The 23,931-nt window shown below is 73.8% G+C and carries 18 protein-coding genes and 1 tRNA gene; 8 read left to right on the top strand and 11 right to left on the bottom strand.

Annotation, left to right across the window (positions count from 1 at the left end; translation table 11 throughout):
* Positions 1–72: 72 nt before the first annotated feature.
* Complete coding sequence (locus ACN260_RS06685; protein ID WP_088644833.1) at positions 73–330, top strand: DUF3040 domain-containing protein; 258 nt, start codon at positions 73–75, stop codon at positions 328–330.
* A 103-nt stretch (positions 331–433) separates the two neighbouring features.
* Here ACN260_RS06685 and ACN260_RS06680 read toward each other — a convergent pair whose 3' ends face one another.
* Entirely contained in the window at positions 434–1,423 is a 990-nt protein-coding gene (locus ACN260_RS06680; RefSeq protein ID WP_422755165.1) for a hypothetical protein, read from the bottom strand.
* Positions 1,420–4,680, bottom strand: a complete 3,261-nt coding sequence (locus tag ACN260_RS06675) for an SNF2-related protein (RefSeq protein WP_422755164.1) — start codon at positions 4,678–4,680, stop codon at positions 1,420–1,422. Before ACN260_RS06675 ends, ACN260_RS06680 begins: the two co-directional genes overlap by 4 nt.
* A 221-nt stretch (positions 4,681–4,901) precedes the next feature.
* Here ACN260_RS06675 and ACN260_RS06670 point away from each other — a divergent pair, with 221 nt between their 5' ends.
* On the top strand, positions 4,902–5,099 hold the full coding sequence (locus ACN260_RS06670) for a hypothetical protein (protein WP_422755163.1): 198 nt from the start codon (positions 4,902–4,904) through the stop codon (positions 5,097–5,099).
* Between the two features lie 205 nt (positions 5,100–5,304).
* Here the strand turns inward: ACN260_RS06670 and ACN260_RS06665 are convergent, their stop codons facing one another.
* The gene (locus ACN260_RS06665; protein WP_422755162.1) at positions 5,305–6,453 is read right to left on the bottom strand and encodes a polysaccharide pyruvyl transferase family protein; all 1,149 of its coding nucleotides are present in this window, start codon (positions 6,451–6,453) and stop codon (positions 5,305–5,307) included.
* Positions 6,454–6,710: 257 nt separating this feature from the next.
* Between ACN260_RS06665 and ACN260_RS06660 the strand changes: the two genes are divergently transcribed.
* Positions 6,711–7,670 (top strand): phosphotransferase family protein, encoded by a 960-nt coding sequence (locus ACN260_RS06660; protein WP_422755161.1) that lies wholly within the window; start codon positions 6,711–6,713, stop codon positions 7,668–7,670.
* A gap of 94 nt (positions 7,671–7,764) precedes the next feature.
* Here ACN260_RS06660 and ACN260_RS06655 read toward each other — a convergent pair whose 3' ends face one another.
* The 5 genes from ACN260_RS06655 to ACN260_RS06635 all read right to left on the bottom strand — a co-directional run bounded on the left by ACN260_RS06655 (position 7,765) and on the right by ACN260_RS06635 (position 12,874).
* Positions 7,765–8,553: an alpha/beta fold hydrolase gene (locus tag ACN260_RS06655; protein ID WP_422755160.1), complete on the bottom strand. Its 789-nt coding sequence runs from the start codon at positions 8,551–8,553 to the stop codon at positions 7,765–7,767.
* 162 nt (positions 8,554–8,715) lie between these two features.
* Positions 8,716–8,787: transfer RNA gene (locus ACN260_RS06650), tRNA-Val, on the bottom strand.
* A gap of 83 nt (positions 8,788–8,870) precedes the next feature.
* Entirely contained in the window at positions 8,871–9,338 is a 468-nt protein-coding gene (locus ACN260_RS06645; RefSeq protein WP_204926412.1) for a peroxiredoxin, read from the bottom strand.
* 90 nt (positions 9,339–9,428) lie between these two features.
* The gene (locus tag ACN260_RS06640; RefSeq protein ID WP_067315614.1) at positions 9,429–9,866 is read right to left on the bottom strand and encodes a DUF3052 domain-containing protein; all 438 of its coding nucleotides are present in this window, start codon (positions 9,864–9,866) and stop codon (positions 9,429–9,431) included.
* 113 nt (positions 9,867–9,979) lie between these two features.
* A complete protein-coding gene (locus ACN260_RS06635; RefSeq protein WP_422755159.1) occupies positions 9,980–12,874 on the bottom strand; it encodes a thiamine pyrophosphate-dependent enzyme in 2,895 nt (964 codons plus the stop codon).
* A 263-nt stretch (positions 12,875–13,137) separates the two neighbouring features.
* Here ACN260_RS06635 and ACN260_RS06630 point away from each other — a divergent pair, with 263 nt between their 5' ends.
* Positions 13,138–14,799 (top strand): alkaline phosphatase D family protein, encoded by a 1,662-nt coding sequence (locus ACN260_RS06630; RefSeq protein WP_422755158.1) that lies wholly within the window; start codon positions 13,138–13,140, stop codon positions 14,797–14,799.
* A 29-nt stretch (positions 14,800–14,828) separates the two neighbouring features.
* Here the strand turns inward: ACN260_RS06630 and ACN260_RS06625 are convergent, their stop codons facing one another.
* On the bottom strand, positions 14,829–15,233 hold the full coding sequence (locus ACN260_RS06625; protein WP_422755157.1) for a YjbQ family protein: 405 nt from the start codon (positions 15,231–15,233) through the stop codon (positions 14,829–14,831).
* A 253-nt stretch (positions 15,234–15,486) separates the two neighbouring features.
* On the opposite strand from ACN260_RS06625, the gene aceE reads away from it, so the two are divergent.
* Entirely contained in the window at positions 15,487–18,225 is a 2,739-nt protein-coding gene (gene aceE / locus ACN260_RS06620; protein ID WP_422755156.1) for a pyruvate dehydrogenase (acetyl-transferring), homodimeric type, read from the top strand.
* 63 nt (positions 18,226–18,288) lie between these two features.
* Here the strand turns inward: aceE and ACN260_RS06615 are convergent, their stop codons facing one another.
* Entirely contained in the window at positions 18,289–18,735 is a 447-nt protein-coding gene (locus ACN260_RS06615) for an SRPBCC family protein (RefSeq protein ID WP_088644846.1), read from the bottom strand.
* 183 nt (positions 18,736–18,918) lie between these two features.
* On the opposite strand from ACN260_RS06615, the gene ACN260_RS06610 reads away from it, so the two are divergent.
* The 3 genes from ACN260_RS06610 to gltX all read left to right on the top strand — a co-directional run bounded on the left by ACN260_RS06610 (position 18,919) and on the right by gltX (position 23,094).
* A complete protein-coding gene (locus ACN260_RS06610) occupies positions 18,919–20,244 on the top strand; it encodes a GH1 family beta-glucosidase (protein WP_422755155.1) in 1,326 nt (441 codons plus the stop codon).
* Complete coding sequence (locus tag ACN260_RS06605) at positions 20,241–21,518, top strand: MFS transporter (RefSeq protein WP_422755154.1); 1,278 nt, start codon at positions 20,241–20,243, stop codon at positions 21,516–21,518. Before ACN260_RS06610 ends, ACN260_RS06605 begins: the two co-directional genes overlap by 4 nt.
* A gap of 166 nt (positions 21,519–21,684) precedes the next feature.
* On the top strand, positions 21,685–23,094 hold the full coding sequence (gene gltX, locus ACN260_RS06600; protein ID WP_422755153.1) for a glutamate--tRNA ligase: 1,410 nt from the start codon (positions 21,685–21,687) through the stop codon (positions 23,092–23,094).
* Positions 23,095–23,153: 59 nt separating this feature from the next.
* Here gltX and ACN260_RS06595 read toward each other — a convergent pair whose 3' ends face one another.
* On the bottom strand, positions 23,154–23,756 hold the full coding sequence (locus ACN260_RS06595; RefSeq protein WP_422755152.1) for a copper resistance CopC family protein: 603 nt from the start codon (positions 23,754–23,756) through the stop codon (positions 23,154–23,156).
* Between the last annotated feature and the right edge of the window lie 175 nt (positions 23,757–23,931).

Genomic DNA, 23,931 nt, shown 5'->3' with positions numbered 1-23,931 from the left:
GGAGCAGGGCGTGACCGGCCGCCGCAGCGGGTAAGCCGCCGAACCGCTGAAGCCTGAGGGGAAGGCACCGCCATGCTCAGCAAAGAGGATCAGCGCAGGTTCGAACAGATCACCCGGCAGCTCCGGGAGAGCGACCCGAAGTTCTTCGCGCGACTCGACCATCGGATCCGGGCCCGACGCGGGCGCTGGCTGATGCTGCTGACCGTCATCCTGTGGGCGTCGCTGCCCGCGATGACCGTCCTGGCCGGACGGACGGCGGGCGCGGCGTGCGTCGTCGTCCTGGCGGCCAACACCGGCCTGATGTGGCACTTCCGGCACCGCTGGCGCTGACCGCACGGCCATGATCGACACCAGGGGCGCGATGGTGCGGCACCGCAGCGACGGGACACCCCGACATCGCCCCACTGGTGTCGATCATGACCCGCGCGCCGGGTCAGCCCGGGTCGAACGCCCGGTAGGCCCGACGTAGGCGTTCCAGCAGGCCGGGGCCGCCGATTACCGCCGCGGGTGAGCCGAGCTGCCGCAGCAGCAGCTCCGGGCCGGTGGCCAGGACGGTCGGCCGGTCCGGCAGCGGTACCGGCGACACCCAGAACCGGTCCACCGCCCCGGTGAGCGGCACGTCGGGCAGGTCGGCGAGCACCCGGGCCGCCCCTGCGGCGGCCCGCACACCGTCCACGACCGACGGTACGTGGGCCGGTGGCGGGTCGGACGGCCCGGCGACCTGACCGGCGGCGGAGGGTGGCCCGGTGACCGGCCCGACGGCGGAGGGTCCGCCGGCCGGCGTTCGGTCGTCGTGGGCCGACCCGACAGCGTCGGCGCGGAGGGTGCGCAGCCGGCCCAGTAACGCGTCGCGGCTGCGGCCCCGCCAGTGCAGCAACTGGAACGGGTCGGCGTCGAACGCCTCGGCGAGCAGGTAGAACGTCGCCGCGAGGTGCTTGCACGGCACCGCGACGTCGGGGCAGCCGCAGCGCTGGGTCAGCTCCCCCACCGACCGGGGGAACAGCGGCGCGCCCGCGGCGGCGAACAGTTCCTCCAGCTCGGCCGGCAGGTCACCGGCGAGCAGCCGGGCGCTGAAGAACGCCTGCCCGGCCAGCTCCCGTTCGACCCGGCCCCAGAGCGCGTCCGGAAACGGCGGCAGGGTGATGGTCACCGGGTAGGGCCGGGGCCGGGACCCCTGCACGCTCGCCTCGACCCGCCCGGGTGACACGTCGAGCCGGAGCACCTGACCACGGCGCGCGTACGCCCGGCCCCGGGTGAGCCGGGTGCCCAACGCGAACGACTCCAGCACCTCCAGGAAGCGCCGGGACCACCAGGAGACCCCGATCGCGCCCCGGGTACTGCGCGCCTTCAGCCCGCCGTCGACCCGGCGCGGCGGCCCGAACCCGGCGAACGGGCCCTCCGCCCCGGCGTCCCGGGGGCTCACTCGACCACCGCCCCTGCTTCCAGGGAGAACAGCTCCCGCAGTTGCCCGGTGGACAGCTCGGTGATCCACTGCTCGCCGCTGCCCACCACGGACGCGGCCAGCCCGCGCTTGTCGGCGATCATGGCGGCCACCTTCTCCTCGACGGTGCCGGCGCAGACGAACTTGCGGACCTGCACCCGCCGCCGCTGGCCGATCCGGAACGCCCGGTCGGTGGCCTGGTCCTCCACCGCCGGGTTCCACCATCTGTCGACGTGCACCACGTGGTTGGCGGCGGTCAGGGTCAGCCCGGTGCCGCCGGCCTTGAGGGAGAGCACGAACAGGGCCGGGCCGTCCGGGGACTGGAACCGGGTGACCAGGTCGTCCCGGTCGGCCTTGCCGACGCCGCCGTGCAGGTAGAGCACCTCCCGGCCGAAGCGCGCCGACAGGTGCCCGCGCAGCAGCGCGCCGAACTCGGCGTACTGGGTGAACAGCAGGGCCTTCTCGCCGGCCGCGAGCACCTCGTCGAGGATCTCCTCCAGTCGTTGCAGCTTGCCGGAGCGGCCGGCCAGCGGCGAGGAGTCGTGCAGCAGTTGGGCGGGGTGGTTGCAGACCTGCTTGAGCCGGGTCATCGTGGCCAGCACCAAGCCACGGCGTTCCATCCCGTCGCTCGACTCGATCCTCGCCAGCATCTCGTCGACGATCGCCCGGTAGAGCGACGCCTGCTCGGCGGTGAGGTTGCAGACCACCTCCATCTCCAGCTTCTCGGGCAGGTCGCTGATGATCGAGGAGTCGGTCTTGAGCCGCCGCAGCACGAACGGGCCGGTGACCCGGCGCAGCCGGGCCGCCGCCTCGGTGTCGCCGTGCCGCTCGATCGGCACCGCGTACGACTGCCGGAAGCTGCTGGCCGGGCCGAGCAGGCCGGGGTTGGCGAACTGCATGATCGACCAGAGGTCAGCCAGCCGGTTCTCCACAGGCGTACCGGTGACGGCGATCCGGTGCCGGGCGGGCAGCGCCCGGACCGCCTCGGCCTGCCGGGTGGCCGCGTTCTTGATCGCCTGGGCCTCGTCGACCACCACCCGGTGCCAGCCGACCGACGCCAGCGCGACCGCGTCCCGCGCGGCCACCGCGTACGTGGTGAGCACCAGGTCGGCCGCGTGCACGACCTGGTCGAACGTGTCGTCCCGGGCCCGGTCCGCGCCGTGGTGCACGTGCACCCGCAGCCCGGGGGTGAACCGGGCCGCCTCCCGCTGCCAGTTGCCGACCAGCGACATCGGACAGACCAGCAGGGTCGGCCCGGCGTCCGGCGGGTCCCCGGCGAGCAGGGCCAGCAACTGCACGGTCTTGCCCAACCCCATGTCGTCGGCGAGCACCCCGCCGAGCCCGAGCGACTGGAGGAACACCAGCCAGGCCAGGCCGCGTCGCTGGTAGGGCCGCAGGGTGCCCTTGAAGGCCGGCGGCGGGTCCAGCGGGACGAGCCGCCGTTCGGCCTGCCCGGCGAGCAGGTCACCGAGCGGGCCGTCGGCGCTCACCGCAAGCACCGGCAGGGCGTCCGGCGTCTCCGCCCCGGCCAACCCCATCCGCAGCAGGTCGGCGACGGTCAGCTCGCCGGAGTCGCGCAGCAGCCGCAGGCCGGCGGCCAACCGTTTCGGGTCCAGCTCCACCCACCGGCCGCGCAGCCGCACCAGCGGGGTCTTCAAAGCGGCCAGGGCGGCCAACTCGTCGGCGTCGACCGTCTCGTCGCCGAGCGCCACCTCCCAGCGGTAGTCGACGAGCGCGTCCAGCCCGAGCGCCCCGGTCGCGGCGACCGTGCCCGGGGCGGTCCGGCTGCGGGCCTGCAACCGGGCGCCGAGCCGCGCCGCCGGACGCCGCCACCAGGACGGCAGCAGCACCCCGAACCCGGCGGCGTGCAGCACCGGCGCGCCCTCGCGCAGGAACCGGTGCGCCCCCTCGACGTCCAGCTCCAACTGCTCCGGTGCGGGAGTGCGTAACGCGCCGTCCAGCTCCGGCCAGAGCCGCCCGGCCCGGCCCAGCTCGGCCAGCAGGGTCTCCTGCGGGTCGCCGCAGCGGCCGGCGAGCGCCGGTAGCCGCTCCGGGTGCCGCCAGACGTCACCGGCGGCGACGTGCAGGCCCGGCTCGTCGGCGGCCTGGAGACCGAACTCGACGCGCCACCGGCCCCCCTGCCCGATCACGGTCGACGGGTCGGCCGGCACCACGGTCAGGGCGTCGACGATCTCGTCGTCGGCCGGCTCCACCAGCCGGAAACTCGCCCGGACCGGGCCGCCGACGGCGTCGCGCTGCCAGGCGTCCAGCTCGGCACGGAGGATGGCCAGCGCATCCGGTTCGGCGGTGAACCGCCGCTGCGGGCCGGTCAACGCCGCCAGCCACCCGGCGGTCACCCCGTCGCGGCGACCGCCCCGGAGCAGGTCGGCGTCGGTCAGCGCCCGGCGGGCGGCGGCATCGGTGAGCACGTCCAGCACGTCCGCGACCAGCCCGCCGACCCCGTTGACGCCGGTGGCACCGGCGGGCGGTGCGTCTCCCCCGCGCCGCGCCGACGCGGCCGCCCCCTCGGTGCCGGTCCGCTCACGGGCCGTCCGGCTGGCACCGGGACGCGGGCGGGCAGGGGACGGCGCGGGGTCGACGGCGGCCCGGACCGTCGGGGGCAGGGCGAGGGCCAGCGACCGGGCCCAGGCGGCGTCCGCACCGGTGAGCAGGGGCCGCCACACCGCCCACCCGGCCGCATTCCCCGTCGACCGGCCGCCTGCCCGCCGGGCCCCCGGCCCGCCCCCTTCCGTCCTCCGGTCCCCCGGCCCGCCCCCGGGCGGGTGGTCGGCCACGCCGGGCAGCAGCCGGCCCCGGGCCACCAGGTCGACCGCGAAACCCGCCAGCTCGGCGAGGTGCCGCAGGCCGGCCCCCACCACGGCGTCGAGCCCGTCGAGGGTACGCAGCAGTTCGAACGCGTCGTCCGGGGCGTACCGGAGGACGGGGGTGCGCCAGGCCGCGAGGGTGACCGGGCCACGGGCCGGTTCCGCGACGGTGGCCGGGACCAGCTCCGGCGAGTGCAGCGGCGCGCCCGCCCGGGTGGGGAGGGTGAGCGGCACGGTGCCGGCCGGGCGGTCACCGAGCAACGCCGCCAGGATGTCCGGGTCGGCGGCGAAGGGGTGGGGGCGTTCGCGGGGAGCCCGACCGGGGCGGCGCGGCACCTGCGTCGGCCGGGTCGAATCCTCCGCCCACACCGCCAGACCGGCCCCGACCAGCCACACCCCGTGGACGACCAGCACTCGTTCCCCCTCGTCGACGCCCGGGGGTCAGGATAGGCGGCGGGGCCGGCCCCTGCCGCTCAGACCCTGCCGGTGTCGCCGTCGGTCGAGGGTCCGGCCCCCGACCAGAACTCGACGTCGGTCGGGCCCTCGTGCCTTGCGCACGCAGTCAGGGTCGCCCGTGGACGTCGACGTCGCCGGCAAACCCTGCGCTCCGGCGGCTGGCTTGGCAGGATGGGCGCATGGCTGCGACGGTACGGATTCCCCTGGCGGACGGCCCGGCTGACGGCGAGGCGGTCGACGTCGAGCTGGACAGCAACGATCGTCCCCCGCTGACCCACCACCACCTCGGCCCGCAGGGCCTGGTCGATGCCCAGATCTACGAGCTGGAGTCCGCTGGCGACCAGTGGCGCTACCGCTGGCGCGGCCCGGCCGTCTGACCCGGCCGGTACGACCGCTTCCGGTCGTACCGGCTCCCGGCATGCCGGCCGCCGGTGCCGTGGCGGTCGGGCCGGTCCGGCGGGTGTCGTGGCGACGGCCCGGCCCCCGCCTTCGGGCCGGGGCCGGTGGTGCCCGTGGCAGCCCCGGCCTCGGGCCGGTGGTGTGGCGGCCCCGGCAGTCACCGGCTCCGAGTCAGGCCGCCGGTCAGGCGGCCATCCGGGCCAGGGTGCGCGAGCGCAGGCCGTCCAGCACCGCACGGGTTACCTGGGAGGTGCCCCGGGCCTGGTCGCACACCTCGGCGACCCGGCGGGCGGTGGCCTCGCGGCGGGAATCCCGTTCGTCCCAGAGCCGGTCGACCTCCGCCAGCAGCGGGCCCTCCACCTCGCGTTCCACGCCACGCAGCGCCGGCACTCCGAGCCGCTGGGCCAGGTCGAAGACCTTCCCCGCGTACGGCAGGGGCAGGAACGGGGTGCCGACCATCGCCGCGAAGATCAGGAAGTGCAGCCGCATGCCGACCGCCAGGTCGAAGTGCTTCATCAGGCCGAGCACCTGCCGGGGCGAGTAGTCGCCGTGCAGGATGCGCCCCCGATCGGCGGCGATCATGTGGGACAGCACCCCGTGCGAGTGCCGGATGTCGTCGCGTTCCATCGGCACGAACAGCACGTGCGCGTCGATCCGCTGCACCAGGAAGTCGCCGATCTGGGCGAGCAACCGGTGGTACCCGTCGACGTCGAGCCGTTCGGCCGCCCGCCCCGGCTCCCGGACACTCAGCCCGACCAGGCGCTTGCCGGCGGGCACCCCCTCCTCGCGTAGCAGCCGCGCCGGGAAGTCCTCCGGCTCCAGCAGGAACGCCGGATCGGCGGTGACGGTGATCGGGTTGAGCAGCCCGGCCTCCTCCAGCACCATCCGGGACTCCTGGTCACGGACGGTCACCTCGGTCGCTCCGGCAAGCGTCTCCCGGACCATGCCGGTGTCCACCCCGTCGTTGAGCGGGCCGACCCCCACCGCGTACGTCAGCAGGGGCAGACCGCGCTCCTGGGCGACCCGGACGACCCGCAGGTAGCGGCGGGCCTCCTTGTCGTACAGGATGCCGCCGCCGCCGAGGATGAGCAGGTCGAGCTGGCCGAGCACCTCGGCCGAGTCGACCCGGCTGACGCCTTCCCAGGGCACCGCCTCGACGTCGGGATGGGCCAGCGCGGTGTGCGCCGGGTTACGGGAGAACACGATGATCCGCGCGTTCGGCTCCTGCTCCCGCAGGTCGGCCAGCAGACCGGTGAGGATCGCCTCGTCCCCCAGGTTGCGACCGCCGTACGAGCCGAGCACACCGATGGTCAATCCGGTGGGACCCCTCATCCGTCACTCCTCCCCAGGACCGTCCCGGCGCGCATTCCCCCTCCCACCCCACCCATGCCCCTGCCCCACCGCTGTCCCCGGTGATCAAGAGGTTCGCGTCACCCCGCCGGGGTCTTGCTGACGCCAACCTCTTGATCACCGGGGCGGGGCTGGGCTGGGTCGGGGCGGGGCTGGGGGGTGCGCTGGGGGCGGGGTGGTCTGGGGTGGGTGGGGTAATCGGGTTGCCTGGGGTTCGGGGGGCTCGCCAGGGTGGGGGGATGGCGGGTGTGCGCGCGGGCACGGGCAGGATCGGGTGGGACGAACTGCCGGGGCATGTCCGGCGGGCGGTGGAGCGGATCATCTCGGACCGGGTGGTCGAGGCGGTCTCCCAGCCCGGCGGGTATTCCCCGGGCACCGCCGACCGGGTGCGGACCGCCGGTGGTCGACGGGCGTTCGTCAAGGCGGTCAGCCCGGCGCAGAACCCGGACACTCCCCGGATGCACCGCGCCGAGGCCCGGCACACCGCAGCCCTGCCCCCGTCGGCGCCGACGCCCCGGCTGCTCGGCTGCCACGACGACGGCGAATGGGTGGCGCTCGTGCTGACCGATGTCGACGGACGGCACCCGTCCACCCCATGGCGGGACGCCGAACTCGACGCGACGCTGCGTACGTTGGAAGCCCTGGCCGGGACGCTCACGCCGAACCCGGTGCCGGGCACGCCGACCGCGGCCCAACGGTTGGCCCACGATTTCGGCGGCTGGCGGCGGATCGCCGCCGACCCGCCGCCCCGGCTCGACCCGTGGGTCGCCGGGCACCTGGACGAGCTGTGCGCGGCGGCCGACCGGGGGCTGGCCGGGCTGACCGGGGACACCCTGTGCCACCTGGACGTGCGGGCCGACAATCTGCTGATCGGTCCGGACGGCACGGTCACCGTGGTGGACTGGCCGTGGGCCTGCCGGGGTCCCGCCTGGCTGGACACGGCGCTGCTGCTGGTCAACGTACGGCTGCACGGGGGGCACGACACCGAGGCGCTGCTGCGCCGGCTGCCCCTCACCGCCGGGGCCGACCCGGCCGCCCTGACCGGCTTCTACGCCGGGCTGGCCGGCTTCTTCACCGACAGCGCGCGCCGCCCGCCACCGCCCAACATTCCCACCGTCCGCGCCTTCCAGCAGGCCCAGGCCGACGCTCTGCTGCCCTGGCTGCGCCACCGCCTCACCCACCCGCGAACCGCTGGTTGACCAAGAGGTTCGCGTCACCGGCAGCGGATTCCGTGACGCGAACCTCTTGATCACGCGGGGCGGCGGGGCGGGGCGGGCGGGAGGCGGGGCAGGGTCAGTGGAGTTGGTGGGTGAGGAAGGGGAGGGCCAGCTGGGGTAACAGGGGGGTGGTGGGGACGTCCTGATGGGTGAGGCCGGGCAGGACCGCGAGGCGGGAGGTCGGACGGGCGGTGCCGTCGCCGCCCGGGTCCCGGTGGCCGCCGCCGAGCAGCCCGTAGAACTCGGCCATGTGGGCGACCGGGATCGCGTCCGCGTCGGCGAAGACCAGCAGGGTCGGTACGGCCAACGCCGCCACCTGCGGCGTCCAGTCGTACTCGCGGCGGAGCAGGTCACCGGTCTTGGCCCACAGCAGCGGCCAGTCCTGCGGTCGGGGGGCGATCCGCGTGTAGAGCTGGTGCGGGGGCGTGCCGCGCATCCGCTCGCCGGCCCGCTCGTCCTGGCTGGACATGGCGGCCAGCACCTCGGGATACCAACCCTGCCGTCGGAACGGGGTGGAGACCAGCACCAGCCGGCGTACCAGGTCCGGATGCTGGATGGCGGTCCGCAGCGCCACCCCGCCGCCGAGGGAGTACCCCAGCAGCTGCGCCCCGGGCAGGTCGAGGTGCCGCAGCAACGCGGCGACGTCGTCGGCCATCGACTCGTAGCGCAGTGGACGAGCCACGTCGGCGGTGCGACCGTGGCCCTGGAGGTCGACTGCGATCACCCGGCGGCGGCGGGCCAGCACCGGCAGGATCGGGGCGAACATCTCCGTCGCGCCGTAGCCGCCGTGCAGCAGCACCAGCGGCGGCCCGTCGCCGTGTTCCTCGTACCAGAGCCGCAGCCCGTTGACGTCCGCGTAGCTCACGATGTCACCTCCGACCGGCGTCGGGATGCTCCCCGGGGACCGGACCACGGGCCGCCGGGAGCCGCCACGGCGACGCCTCCGGCAGACCTGCCGGCGGCGTCCCATCGGCTCAACGATCCGGCCGCCGATGATCGACGGCCGTTGTCGTTGCTGGTCGGAGTGTGGGCGCGGCAGGTTTCGAACCTGCGACCCCTCGCTTGTAAGGCGAGTGCTCTCCCACTGAGCTACGCGCCCGGAACGCCCGTGCGAGCGGGCCGGTGGCTGGCAAGCTTACCTGCCGGCCGCCGGCCCGTCGCAACGGTGTGCCCGGTGACCGGTCAGGCGGCGACCGTGTCGGCCAGGGCCTTGCGCCAGCCCTGCTGGTCGCGCGCCTCACCCGGCATGTTCATCTCGGCGAACCGGACGATGCCGGCCTTGTCGATGACGAAGGTGCCCCGGTTGGCGATGCCGGCCAGGTCGTTGAAGACGCCGTACGCCTGGGCGACCGCCCCGTGCGGCCAGAAGTCGGACAGCAGCGGGAACTGGTAGCCCTCCTTCTCGGCCCAGATCTTGTGGGCGTAGACCGAGTCGACGCTGACGGTGAGCACCTGCACGTCGTCGTTGACGTAGTCGTTGAGGTTGTCCCGCACCTCGCACAGCTCACCCTGGCAGATGCCGGTGAAGGCGAGCGGGTAGAAGACCAGCAGCACGGTGCGGTTGCCCCGGTAGTCCGAGAGCCGTACCTCCTGGTTGTTCTGGTCCTTCAGCAGGAAGTCGGGTGCCTCGGCACCAACCTCGATCGGCATGCGAACTCCTTGGGTCGAGTCTGAGGTGGGTCCAGCCTGCCACACCCGGGGGCGACGCCCCGGGTGCGGGATTGCTCAGTTGGGTACGGCCTACTTACGGCCCTTGGACCCGCGGCGCAGCACCAGCCGGGCGCCGCTCCAGTCCTTGCCGGCGTTGAGGGTCGAGGTCTGCTGGAGCCCGGCGGTCTGCGCCGACTCGGCGACCTCGCTCGGCTCGACGTGCCCGTCCCGGCCGGCCTTCGGGGTCAACAGCCACACGACTCCGGCGTCGGCCAGCGGACCGAGGGCGTCGACGAGGAGCTCGAAGAGGTCGCCGTCACCGTCGCGGTACCAGACGAGCACCGCGTCGACCACCTCGTCGGTGTCCTCGTCGACCAGTTCTCCACAGCGGTCGGTCAGGGCGTCCCGGAGATCCTGGTCGACGTCCTCGTCGTACCCCATCTCCATGACGACCATGCCCGGTTCGATCCCGAACCGGTCCGCCAGGAGACGTACCCCGTCGGCGGCCTGACCAGCGGTCGCGCTCACTGTCGCGTGCCTCCTCATCTCGTCCCTGCCCGTCGGCGTCGCGGTGACGCCGTCAGGCAGAGTCCACACAGTTGTGGTCCGTCGCGCAAGTGGCGCACCGGGTGGAACGGAATTTACCGTGCCAGCAGCGTACGGGCACCCTGGGTAATGGCATCCTCGGAGACCAGGACCTGACGGGCAGCCGGACCTAATGGTACAAACGAGTCAACTGCCGCCACCCGCCGCGCCGCCCCCACGTATCCGGCGTCGACCAGCGCCGCGAGAATCCCCTCGCCCACCCCGCCGGAGCGCCGCGTCTCGTCGACCACCAGCACCCGCCCGGTCGCCGACGCCTCCCGGATCAGGTCCGCCACCGGCAGCGGGGCCAGCCACCGCAGGTCCACCACCCGGCAGCCGATCCCCTCGTCGGCCAGGGTCGACGCCGCCCGCAGCGACATCCGCACCCCGTTACCGAACGTGACGATGGTGACGTCCTCGGCGGAGCCGACGCCGTACACCCGGGCCCGACCGATCGGCGCGTGGCCGGCGGCCCAGGCGGACGGCTCGGCGTAGGCACCCAACCACTCGCCGTCACCAGGTTCGTACAGGTCCCGGGTGTGGTAAAGCGCGATCGGCTCCAGGAAGACCGAGACCGTGCCGTCCACCACCGCGGCGGCCAGGCAGGTCCGCAGCAGCGGGCCGGCGTCGTCCGGCCGCGCCGGCACCGCGACCACCAGACCGGGCACGTCCCGCAGTACGGCCACCGAGTTGTCGTTGTGGAAGTGCCCCCCGAACCCCTCCTGGTACGCCAGCCCCGGCACCCGCACCACCATCGGGTTGCGGAACGCCCCCTGCGAGAAGAACTGCAGGGTGGCCGCCTCCCCCCGCAACTGGTCCTCGGCGTTGTGCAGGTACGCCAGGTACTGGATCTCCGGCACCGGCAGCATCCCGGCCAGCCCCGCGCCCAGCCCCAGCCCCAGCACCGACGTCTCGTCCAGCAGGGTGTCGAAGACCCGGGCCGCCCCGAACCGCTCCCGCAGCCCCTTGGTCACCCCGTACACGCCGCCCTTGGCGGCGACGTCCTCGCCGAACACGGCCAACTGCGGGTGGCTGAGCATCCCGTCGGCGAGCGCCGCGTTGATGCTCTGCGCGAGGGTCAGCGGGCCGGCCAGCTCCGGCGGCTTGCCGCCGAACGCCTCCGCCCGGCCGGCCGCATCCGGGCCGGCGGCCCGCTGGGCGGCCTGCGCCACGGCGGCGGCGACCCGCGCCGGCCGGCGGGGCGACAGCGGGGCCACCACCTCGGCCACGGCGGCCAGCTTCGGCTCGTCGAGCACCTCCTCGGCGGTCCGCCGCACCTGCCAGCCCCGCTCGTCATAGCGGGCCAGCAACTCCTCCCCGGTGGCCACCCCGGCCTCGACGAGCAGCCGGGCGGTGGCCAGCACCGGGTCGCGTGCCTCGTCGGCGGCGATCTCGGCGGTACTGCGGTACGCCTGCTCGGCGTCGGCGCCGGCGTGACCGAGCAACCGCACGGTACGCAGGTGCAGCACCGCCGGGCGGCGGTGCCGGCGCACCCAGCCGGCGGCCTCGGCGGTCACCGCGTGCACGGCCACCGGATCGGTGCCGTCGGCGGTGAAGTACCGCACCCCCGGCCGGGCCCGCAGGGTGCGCTCCACCCAACCCGCAGGCGAGCGGACGCTGATCCCCAGGCCGTTGTCCTCGCAGACGAAGAGCACCGGGATCCGCAGGCCGGTGTGGTCGTACCAGCCGGCGGTGTTGAACGCGGCGGTGGCGCTGGCGTGGTTGACCGAGGCGTCGCCGAACGAGCAGACCACGATGGCGTCCCGGGGCCACGGCGAGCGCGGTGGCCCGTCCGGGTCGTCGCGCCGGCCGGCGGTGTCCATCCGGCGCAGCCGCTCCACGGCCAGCCCCAACCCGACCGCCCGGGGCAGGTGCGAGGCGATGGTGGAGGTGGTCGGCACCACGGCCAGGTCGGCGCGGCCGAAAACCTTGTGCCGGCCCCCGGCGATGGGGTCCCGGGTCGAGGCGACGATGCCCCGCAGCACGTCCCGGGCCGCCTCCGCGTACGCCTCCTGCCACCCGTCCAGGTCGGCGTCGGCCGGATCTCCCGCCGGGCCGTGCTCACCGGCGACGGCGGAGTCGGCCGACGTGACGGCCGGACCGGGGAAGGTGCCGGCGGGGGCGGTGGGCTGGTGACGGGGCACCGGCTCGGCGGTGCCGTCGGAACCCACCCGGTAGGCGACCGGTCCGGCCGGGGGCGGTGGCACGGCGACGCCGTCGACCGCGTCCGCCGGGCGCACCGACGCGGGGTGCGCATCGTGGGCCGGCGAGCCGGGGCCGGTCTCCCCGCCCCACCCGGCACCGACGTCCGACCCGGCCTCCACGGTTCCGTCCGGCAGGCCGCCGGTTCCCGGGGTTCCGGTCGGCGCGGTCGCGGCGTCCGGGGCACCGGCCGGGGAGCCGGCGTGCGGCCCTGCGGTGGGCGGGCCGGTGTGGCGCGCTCCGGCGGGCACGGGGACGTCCTCGACCGCCGGGTGCCCGGCGTCGGGGGCGTCATCCGGTGCACGGATGCCGTCGGGGCCGTCGACCGGCCGGTGGTCGTCCCCGTCGGCGTCCGGGTATCCGGTCGCCGCCGTGATTTCCCCGCCGGCCCCGACGTCGCCGCCGGGGAGGTCGCCGGCCGCCTGGGCGGCGCGCAGGCAGTAGAAGGCGCCGGAGCGGTAGTGCAGCAGGGCCGGGTCGGTGGGGCGCAGTGCGGCGGCCACCGCCGCGTTGGCCTCGTGCCCGGCCGAGCCGATCGTGTAGAAGCCCTCGTCGAAGCTACGCAGCCAGCGCGCGGCCAGGTCGAGCTGGCGGCTGGTCACCTGCGCGTCGAACAGGGCGAGCAGCTGCCGCCCGGTCAGCGCGGCACCGGGCCGGACGGGTAGCCCGGGGTCACGCCGCCGCTCGGGCTCGGGCAACGCGCCCAGGGTCTCCCGGAACCGGTCGTCGAGATCTTGCGGGGTGGTCACGCGATCAGCATTACCGACGGAGGCCACGGTCGCCCACTCAGACACGACCCGACCGGGGTACGACGGTGCGCCACACCCCACCGCGGACGGTCCCCGCAGGACACCGACCCGCCCCGTTCCCGCGGCGGCGGCTGCCGGGCACCCGTTCGCCGGGTGCTGTTCGGCTGCCGGAGGCGGCGGCGGTCTCCGGGCGTCACCTGACGGCCACCGTGGGTCGCGACGCTGCCGGGGTCAGGAACGCACCGGACCCCGCGGAGGCTCCCATGGCACTGTCCCGACGTACCGTCCTGCTCTCCGGCGCGGCGCTCGGCGCGGCGGGCGCGACCGCCGGCCGGTCCACGCCCGCCGACGCCGCCGACGGCCGTCCCGCCCGCCCGGCGACCCCCGCCCGGCACCGGCCGCTGGTCTGGCCGTTCACCCTCGGGGTGGCCTCCGGCGACCCCGACCATCAGGGGGTGGTGCTGTGGACCCGGCTGGCGCCGCAGCCGCTGGCCGGGGACGGCCTGGGCGGGATGCCCGGCCGGACGGTCGAGGTGCAGTGGGAGGTGGCCGCCGACGAACTGTTCCGGCACGTCGTCCAGCGGGGTACGCAGACCGCCCGGCCCGAGTCGGCGCACAGCGTGCACGTCGAGCTGACCGGGCTGCTGCCGGGACGGGAGTACTTCTACCGGTTCCGGGCCGAGGGACACCTCTCCCCCACCGCGCGCACCCGGACCGCGCCCGACCCGGCGTCCCTGCCCGCCGCGTTGGCGATGGGTTTCGTCTCCTGCTCCCACTACGAGCAGGGGTACTTCACCGCGTACCGGCGGCTGGCCGAGAGCGCGCCGGAGCTGATCCTGCACCTCGGCGACTACCAGTACGAGTACGCCCGGGAGTACGGCCCGGACCGGCCGCGCGGGCACGAGGGGCCGGAGACCCGGACGCTTGCCAACTACCGGCAGCGGCACGCCCAGTACAAGACCGACCCGGACCTGCAGGCGGCGCACGCGGTGGCCCCCTGGGCGGTGGTGTTCGACGACCACGAGGTGGAGAACAACTGGGCCGGCGCGGTGCCGGAGGAGCCGGACCCGGACTTCCTGGCCCGGCGGGCCGCCGCCTTCCAGGCGTACCACGAGAACATGCCGTTGCGGCGGGCGTCGGTGCCGCACGGTCCGGACATCGCGCTGTACCGGCGGTTGCGCTGGGGTCGGCTGGCCACCTTCCACCTGCTCGACACCCGGCAGTTCCGCGACGACCAGGCGTGCGGGGACGGCTACCGGGACTGCCCGGCGGCGGCCGACCCGGGCCGCACCATCACCGGGACGGCGCAGGAGCAGTGGCTGCTGGACGGGTTCCGCCGCTCCGACACCCGCTGGGACCTGCTCGCCCAGCAGGTGTTCTTCGCCGCCCGCGACCGTGACCCCGGGCCGACCCGGCTGACCAGCATGGACGCCTGGGACGGCTACCTGGCCTCCCGGGACCGGATCACCCGGGGCTGGGTGGCCGCCGGGGTCCGCAACCCGGTGGTGCTCACCGGCGACGTGCACGCGCACTGGGCGGCCGACCTGAAGCTGGACTACCTCGACCCGGCGGCGCGGACGGTCGGCACCGAGCTGGTCTGTTCCTCGGTCACCTCGGGCGGGGACGGCTTCGACTCGGCCAGCGGCTCGCACCCCTGGCTGCGCACCAACCCGCACCTGCGGTTCCAGAACGACCTGCGCGGTTTCGTCCGGACCACGATCACCCCGGCTCAGCTCAGCGCGGACTTCATGGTGCTGCCGTACGTGAGCCGGGCGGGCGCACCGGCGTACCCCCGGGCGTCGTTCGTGGTCGAGGACCGGGTGCCCGGCCTGCACCAGACGTACGACCGGCCGCCGACCACCAGCCGCGCCCGGCCGGTGGACCGGGACCGGTACACGGTCGAGACGGAGACCGGGTTGCGCTGAGCGGTCGGGTCGGGGCGTCCGGCCCCGGGTCAGCCGGGGAGGAAGGAGAAGCGGACCTGTCGCGACGGGTTGTCGCCGTTGGGGTCGACCAGGCAGACCGACTGCCAGGTGCCGAGCTGGAGCCGGCCGCCGAGCACCGGCAGCGTCGCGTACGGGGGGACGAGGGCGGGCAGCACGTGGTCGCGGCCGTGGCCTGGTGAGCCGTGCCGGTGCCGCCAACGGTCGTCGGTGGGCAGCAGGTCGTCGAGGGCCCGCAGCAGGTCGTCGTCGGAGCCGGCGCCGGTCTCGATGACCGCCACCCCGGCGGTGGCGTGCGGGACGAAGACGTGCAGCAGGCCGTCACCCTGCCCGGCGACGAACCGTTCCGCCTCGGCCGTGATGTCGGCGACGGTGGGACGGGAACCGGTCCGGACGGTGATCACCTCGCTGCGCATACGGCGCATTCTGCCGCATCCGTCGCGCCACCACCGCCGGCCGGGTGGGAGGGCCGGTTCGGGGTGCCGGGGCCGCCGGGCGGTGCCGCGTCCGGGGCGGGCCGGCGGGCGGCCGGGGCGGGCGCCCACGCAAAGTTACCGACGGGTACCTGTGTTCAGCGTCGCGTCTGGGGGAGCAAGAGGTGACGACGGGTGCCACCAGAGGGCAGGATGGCGCTAGAGACCTATCCCACACACAACCGAGGGAACGCCTGTGGCTACGGAACGCAAGCGCCCGGTGATCACCGCTGGTCTGCCGAGCCAGCTTCCGGACATCGACCCTGAAGAGACCGGCGAATGGGTCGAGTCGCTCGACGGTGTCATCGACGAGCGCGGAACCAAGCGCGCCCGGTACGTCATGCTGAGCCTGCTGGAGCGGGCCCGCGAGCGGCAGGTCGGGGTTCCGTCCCTGACCACCACCGACTACATCAACACCATCGCCCCGGAGCAGGAACCCTGGTTCCCTGGCGACGAGCACATCGAGCGGCGGATCCGGGCGTACGTCCGGTGGAACGCGGCGATGCTCGTGCACCGGGCGCAGCGGCCGGAGATCGGCGTCGGCGGGCACATCTCGACCTTCGCCAGCTCCGCCTCCCTCTACGAGGTGGGCTTCAACCACTTCTTCCGGGGCAAGAACCACCCGGGTGGCGGCGACCACATCTTCTACCAGGGCCACGCCTCCCCCGGCATGTACGCGCGGGCGTTCCTGGAGGGCCGGCTCAGCGAGGACCAGCTCGACGGGTTCCGGCAGGAGCTGTCGCACCCGGGTGGCGGACTGCCGTCGTACCCGCACCCGCGGCTGATGCCGGACTTCTGGGAGTTCCCCACGGTCTCGATGGGTCTGGGTCCGCTGAACGCGATCTACCAGGCCCGGTTCAACCGCTACCTGCACCACCGGGGCATCAAGGACACCTCCCAGCAGCACGTCTGGGCGTTCCTCGGCGACGGTGAGATGGACGAGGTCGAGTCGCTCGGCGCGATCGGCGTGGCCGCCCGCGAGGAGCTGGACAACCTCACCTTCGTGATCAACTGCAACCTCCAGCGGCTGGACGGTCCGGTCCGGGGCAACGGCAAGGTGATGCAGGAGCTGGAGGCGTTCTTCCGGGGCGCCGGCTGGAACGTGATCAAGGTGGTCTGGGGCCGGGAGTGGGACCCGCTGCTCGCCGCGGACACCGACGGCGCGCTGGTCAACCTGATGAACACCACCCCCGACGGCGACTACCAGACCTACAAGGCGGAGTCCGGGGCGTACGTGCGGGAGCACTTCTTCGGCCGTGACCAGCGGACCCGCAAGATGGTCGAGCACCTGTCGGACGACGAGATCTGGAACCTCAAGCGGGGCGGGCACGACTACCGCAAGCTCTACGCGGCCTACAAGGCGGCCACCGAGCACACCGGGCAGCCGACCGTCATCCTGGCCAAGACCATCAAGGGCTGGACGCTGGGCTCGCACTTCGAGGGCCGCAACGCCACGCACCAGATGAAGAAGCTGACGCTCGACGACCTCAAGCTGTTCCGCGACCGCCTCTACCTGGACATCCCGGACAAGGCGCTGGAGGACAACCCCTACCTGCCGCCGTACTACACCCCGGGTGGGTCCTCCGACGAGCTGGCGTACCTGCGGGAGCGGCGCGAGCAGCTCGGCGGTTACCTGCCGTCCCGGCGGACCAGCCACAAGAAGCTGGCGATCCCGGGGCCGGAGCGGTTCGCCGACGTCAAGCGCGGCTCGGGCAAGCAGAAGGTGGCCACCACGATGGCCTTCGTCCGCCTGCTCAAGGACATCATGAAGGACAAGGAGTTCGGCAAGCGCTGGGTGCCGATCATCCCGGACGAGGCGCGCACCTTCGGCCTCGACTCGATCTTCCCGACCGCGAAGATCTACTCGCCGCACGGCCAGCGGTACACCTCGGTCGACCGGGACCTGTTCCTGTCCTACAAGGAGTCGACGACCGGGCAGATCCTGCACGAGGGGATCAACGAGGCCGGTTCGGTCGCCTCGTTCACCGCCGCCGGCACGTCGTACGCGACCCACGACGAACCGATGATCCCGATGTACATCTTCTACTCGATGTTCGGGTTCCAGCGCACCGGTGACGGCTTCTGGGCGGCGGCCGACCAGATGGCCCGGGGCTTCGTCCTCGGCGCGACCGCCGGGCGGACCACGCTCAACGGTGAGGGCCTCCAGCACGAGGACGGCCACTCGCTGCTGCTGGCCGCCACCAACCCGGCGGTGGTCGCCTACGACGCGGCGTTCGCCTTCGAGCTGGCGCACATCGTGGAGAACGGCCTGCACCGGATGTACGGCGAGGAGCAGGAGAACATCTTCTACTACCTCACCATCTACAACGAGCCGATCCACCAGCCGGTGGAGCCGGCCGACGTGGACGTCGACGGGCTGCTCAAGGGCATCTACCGCTACGCGCCGGCCCCCAAGGTCGACGGCCCGAAGGCGAACATCCTGGCCTCCGGCACCGGCATGCAGTGGGCGCTCAAGGCGCAGCAGCTCCTCGCCCAGGACTGGGGGGTGGCCGCCGACGTCTGGTCGGTGACCTCCTGGACGGAGCTGCGCCGCGACGCGGTGCTCTGCGAGGAGCACAACCTGCTCAACCCGGGCGCGGAGCAGCGGGTGCCGTACATCGCGCAGAAGCTGGCCGACGCCGACGGGCCGAAGGTCGCGGTCAGCGACTGGATGCGCGCGGTACCGGACCTGATCGCCCGCTGGGTACCCGGCGACTACACCTCGCTCGGCACCGACGGCTTCGGCATGTCGGACACCCGGCACGCGCTGCGGCGGCACTTCCACGTCGACGCCGAGTCGGTGGCGGTGGCGACGCTGCGGCAGCTCGCCATGCGCGGCACGGTGCCGGCCGGCGTCCCGGCCGAGGCCGCCAAGAAGTACGCGATCGACGACGTCAACGCCGCCCCGGTCGGCGAGACCGGCGGGGACAGCTAGTCCCCGAGGTACGACGCAGGGCCCGGCGCGGTGCGCCGGGCCCTTTCGCGTCGCCGGGTCGGGTCAGCCGACGGCGGCCAGGTCGGTGAGCCGGGCCAGCGACTCCTCCAGGTCGGCACCGACCCGGCGCAGACCGAGACGCAGCAGTGCGCCCTTGACCGGGCCGGCCGGCCAGCGGACCACGATCAGCCGGACGATGGTGCCGCCCTCCTCCTCGTCGGCGGTGAGCTGCACGTAGATCTCGGTGCGCGCCTCGGCGCGGGCCCCGGCGCCCCGGGCGCGTTCCCGCCAGCCGATCAGGGTGGGTTCCTGGTAGGCGATCACCTCGGCCTCGTGCGCCGAGCCGCGCCCGGCCTGGACGAGTTGTCGTCGGCCGAAGCCCTCCCCCGAGAGGACCTCGGCGGCCCGGACCCCGGCCAACCAGGCGGGCAACTGTTCGGCCCGCTGTACGACTTCCCAGACCGCTTCCACCGGCGCCGTCACGTGCGCACTGCGTTCGACGAGGATCATTCTGTTCTTCCCCCACTGAGGACATCCGCGATATTCCGCACTCTATGCGCTAAATCGGACTTACTGGGACGTGTTTGGAAAAAGACACGCCGATAACCCTTGCGCCCGCATTGCCCCGCACCTATGGCGCTCACGGACTCCGCGCCCTAGAGTGCGAACACGTTTCGCGTTCTGGGAGGGTGGATGACGACCGCACCGATCCCCGGTTTCCCCGCCGGTTTCCGTTGGGGGGTGTCCACCTCGGCGTACCAGATCGAGGGGGGCGCCACCGCCGACGGCCGGGGACCGTCCATCTGGGACACCTTCGCGCACACCCCCGGCCGGATCATCGACGGCAGCACCGGCGACGTGGCCTGCGACCACTACCACCGGCACCGGGAGGACGTCGCCCTGCTGGCCGGGCTCGGGGTGTCGGCGTACCGGTTCTCGATCGCCTGGCCCCGGGTGCGCCCCGGCGGCACCGGCCCGGTCAACGCCGCCGGCCTGGACTTCTACGACCGGCTCGTCGACGACCTGCTGGCCGCCGGCATCGACCCGGTCGCCACCCTGTACCACTGGGACCTGCCGCAGCCGCTGCAGGACGCCGGCGGCTGGCTGAACCGGGACACCGCCGCCCACTTCGCCGAGTACGCCGACGTGACCGCCGAACGACTCGGCGACCGGGTGAAGCTCTGGATCACCCTCAACGAGCCGTTCATCCACCTGAGCCTCGGCCACGGCACCGGGGAACACGCCCCCGGCCAGACGCTGCTCTTCGACTCCTTCCCCGCCGCCCACCACCAACTGCTCGGGCACGGGCTCGCGGTCGCCGCGCTGCGCGCCCGCAGCAGCTCCCCGGTGGCCATCGCCAACAACTACTCGCCCGTCGTCCGCCACGGTGACACCGACGCCGACCATGCCGCCGCGGCGGCGTACGACGCCCTGCACAACCACCTGTTCACCGACCCGCTGCTGGGCCGGGGCTACCCCGACGGTTTCGACCCGGGCGTGGTCCGCGACGGCGACCTCACGGTGATCGCCGCGCCGCTGGACGTGCTCGGCGTCAACTACTACAACCCGACCGGGGTACGCGCCCCCGAGGAGGGCTCCCCGCTGCCGTTCGAGCTGGTCCCGCTGGAGGGCTACCCGCTGACCGCGTTCGACTGGCCGGTGGTCCCGGACGGGCTGCGTACCCTGCTCGTCGGCCTGCGCGACAGGTACGGCGACGCGCTGCCGCCGATCCAGATCACCGAGGGCGGCTGCGCCTACGACGACGTCCCGGACGCCGACGGCCTGGTGCCCGACCCGGACCGGATCGCCTACCTCGACGGGCACCTGCGCGCCCTGCGGGCCGCCATCGACGAGGGCGTCGACGTGACCGGGTACTTCGTCTGGTCGCTGCTGGACAACTGGGAGTGGGCCGAGGGCTTCACCAAGCGCTTCGGCCTGGTGCACGTCGACTTCGCCACCGGCACCCGCACGCCCAAGTCCTCGTACGCCTGGTACCGGTCCCAGGTCGGCCGGGGGTGACCACCGTCGACCCGACGCCGGCCTCGCTGCCGGCGGCGCTCGCCGACCCGGTCGTCCCGGTCCGGCGCAGCTGGATCGCGTTGATCTTCGCGGCCAACCTCGGCGTGTGGATGGCCTTCTTCACCCCGATCCAGGTGCTGCTGCCCCAGCAGGTGGAGCGGATCGCCCCGGCCGACAAGGAGGCGATGCTGGCCGTCGTCACCGGGCTGGGCGCGCTCGCGGCGGTGCTGGCCAACCCGCTCGCCGGGGCGCTGTCGGACCGTACCTGCCTGCGCGTCGGCGGACGGGAGTTCGGCCGTCGGCACGTCTGGACCGCCGGTGGGGCGGTGCTCGGCGCGCTCGCGCTGGTGCTGCTGGCCCGGCAGCAGACCATCGCCGGGGTCGCGCTGGGCTGGGTCGCCGCCCAGGTCTGCTTCAACGCGATGCTGGCCAGCCTCACCGCCGGCATCCCCGACCGGGTGCCGGTCGCCCAGCGCGGTGGCGTCTCCGGCTGGGTGGGCATCCCGCAGGCGCTGGGCCTGGTGCTCGGCGCGGTGCTGGTCACCGCCCTGGTCAGCGGCACCGTGCCCGGCTACACCGCGATGGCGTTGGCGGTGCTGCTGCTGTCGCTGCCGTTCGCGTTCCTCACCCCCGACGACCCGCTGCCCCGGCAGCACCGCCCGCCGCTGCGGCTGCGCGCGCTGGTCGCCTCGATGTGGATCGACCCACGTCGGCACCCGGACTTCGCCTGGGCCTGGATCACCCGGTTCCTGGTGCAGATCGGCAACGCCCTGGGCACTCTCTACCTGCTGTACTTCCTCACCGACGGGGTGCGCTACCCCGACCCCGAGGGCGGCCTGCTGGTGCTGATCCTGCTCTACACCCTCGGCATGATGCTCACCGCCGTGGTCGCCGGGATGCTGTCCGACCGGTCCGGCCGGCGCAAGGTCTACGTGATCGTCTCCGGGGTGGTGATGGCGGTGGCCGCGCTGCTGCTGGCGGTCGCGCCGACCTGGCCGATGGCGCTGGTCGCGGCCGTGCTGCTCGGTGCCGGCTACGGCGTCTACCTGTCGGTCGACGCGGCGCTGATCACCGAGGTGCTGCCGCGCGCCACCGACCGGGCCAAGGACCTCGGCGTGATCAACATCGCGAACTCGGCACCCCAGGTGCTCGGCCCGGCGCTGTCCGCCCCGATCGTGGTCCACCTGGGCGGCTACCCCACGCTGTACGCGGTGACCGCCGTGGTGACCCTGCTCGGCAGCGCCCTGGTCCTCAAGATCCGGGGAGTGCGCTGACCCCCGGCGGCGACCCGGCCGGTCCGGTCCGGTCCGGGTCGCCGCCGCCGCCGCCGTCGCCGCCGCCGCCGCCGTCGCCGTCGCCGTTCAAGGGTCGACAACGCCCGGCGGCGGCGTCCCGGCCCCCTGGCGAAACCCGGTCGCGGCCGGCCGTAGGCTGGACGGCGTGACGGTACGTGTGCGCTTCGCCCCCTCCCCGACCGGTATGTTCCACGTCGGCGGTGCCCGCTCGGCGCTGCAGAACTGGATCTTCGCCAAGCAGCAGGGTGGGGTGTTCGTGCTGCGCGTCGAGGACACCGACGCCGCCCGTAACAAGCCCGAGTGGACCGAGGGCATCCTGTCCGCGCTGGACTGGATCGGTATCGCCCGCGACACCTACGAGGGCCCCTACTTCCAGTCGGCGTACGCCGGTGAGCACCGGGCCGCCGCCGGGCGGCTGCACGACGCCGGCCGGGCCTACTACTGCGACTGCACCCGGGAGGCGGTGCAGGCCCGTACCGGCTCGCAGTACCAGGGCTACGACGGCTTCTGCCGGGACCGGGGCCTGCCAGCGGGCGAGGGGCGGGCGCTGCGCTTCCGCACCCCCGACGAGGGCGCGACCGTGGTGGTCGACCTGATCCGGGGCGAGCCGACCTTCGAGAACAAGCTGATCGAGGACTTCGTCATCGCCCGCGGCGACGGCTCCCCGGTGTTCCTGCTCGCCAACGTCGTGGACGACATGACGATGGGGATCACCCACGTGATCAGGGCCGAGGAGCACCTGCCGAACACCCCGAAGCAGCAGCTCCTCTGGGACGCCCTGGGGGTCAAGCCGCCGGTCTGGGCGCACGTGCCGGTGGTGGTCAACGAGAAGCGGCAGAAGCTCTCCAAGCGCCGCGACAAGGTGGCCCTGGAGGCGTACCGGGACGAGGGTTACCTCGCCGCCGCGATGCGCAACTACCTGATGCTGCTCGGCTGGGCGCCGTCGGGCGACCGGGAGATCGTGCCCTGGTCGGTGATCGAGGAGGAGTTCCGGTTGACCGAGGTCAACCCCTCCCCCGCCTTCTTCGACGAGAAGAAGCTGCGCGCATTCAACGGCGAGTACATCCGGGCGCTGCCGGTCGACGAGTTCGTGGCCGCCTGCCAGCCGTGGCTGACCGGCACCGGCACCATCGCACCGCCGCCGTGGCTGCCGGAGGAGTTCGACGCCGACGCGTTCGCCGCGGTGGCGCCGCTGGCGCAGACCCGGATCGCGGTGCTCAGCGAGATCGTGCCCAACGTCGACTTCCTCTTCCTCGCCGAGCCGTCGATCGACGAGGCGGCCTGGGCCAAGGCGATGAAGGAGGGGGCCGCCGACCTGCTCGACGCGGCCGTCGCCGGCTACACGGCGCTGGAGTCCTGGGACGCGGAGTCGCTGAAGTCGACACTGGAGGCGGTCGGCGCGGAGCGGGGCCTCAAGCTGGGCAAGGCGCAGGCCCCGGTCCGGGTGGCGGTCACCGGCCGCACGGTCGGCCTGCCGCTGTTCGAGTCGTTGGAGGTGCTCGGTCGGGAGCGCACCCTGACCCGGCTGCGCGCCGCCCGACTCCGCCTGGTCTAGCGACCACGTCATCGACGCGGGGCCCGCCGGTCACCGGCGGGCCCCGCGTCGGTGTCCGGTCAGGTCCGGGTGGAGCGGCGGCGCAGGAACAGGCCGGCGGCGAGCGCGGCGAGCAGCACCAGGCCACCGGCCACCGCCCAGAGCCAGCCCCGGCCGGCGTCGTCGGTGCCGGCGGCGGCGACCGGGGTGGTCGACGGGGATTCGGGTGCCGCGCTTGTCGGCGTGGGCGACGGGGTGGGGCTGGCCGACGGGGTGACCGACGGGGGCGCGGCGGCGGTGCCGGTGGTGAGGGTGAACCGCACCTCCCCCTTGACGGGGTGGCCGTCACTGGACGGCAATTGATAGTCGACGATGTAGAGACCGGCCGCGCCCGGAGCGAACGGCACCCTGACCCGGCTGCCGGAGAAGGTCGGCTCGCCACCGGCGGCCGGGATGTTGTCCGGCCCGGTAACTGTGATCTTCGTCCTGCCCGGATCGAGTTTGGAAAGGAAACGCAGCTCGACCGCGGCCGGCGCGGTGGCGACCTTGGCCCCGTCGGCCGGATTGCTCCCGGTCAGCGAGTTGTGTGCCAGCGCCGGCGAGGCCGGCAACAACGCCACGCCGAGCGCCACGCCGACCAGCACTGGCACCGCCCGCACCAGCCGTGGGACCCTGCCCCCCATGAAGCCCTCCGCAAAGGTACGATCCGCCCGCTGATCACGCGGCTGAGAAATTGGTCGTTCCAGGATCGCAGATAGTTCCACATATTGTTCCCAGAGCTGCATCCGAGCGATGTTCCAGGAAGTCTGTGCGGTGGGGCCGGCGCTGCCCGGTCACGCACCGATACCGACCGACCCG

Source organism: Micromonospora sp. WMMD708 (assembly GCF_049315245.1).
Taxonomy (GTDB): Bacteria; Actinomycetota; Actinomycetes; order Mycobacteriales; family Micromonosporaceae; genus Micromonospora; species Micromonospora wenchangensis.
This window is presented reverse-complemented; position numbering and strand designations above follow the sequence as displayed.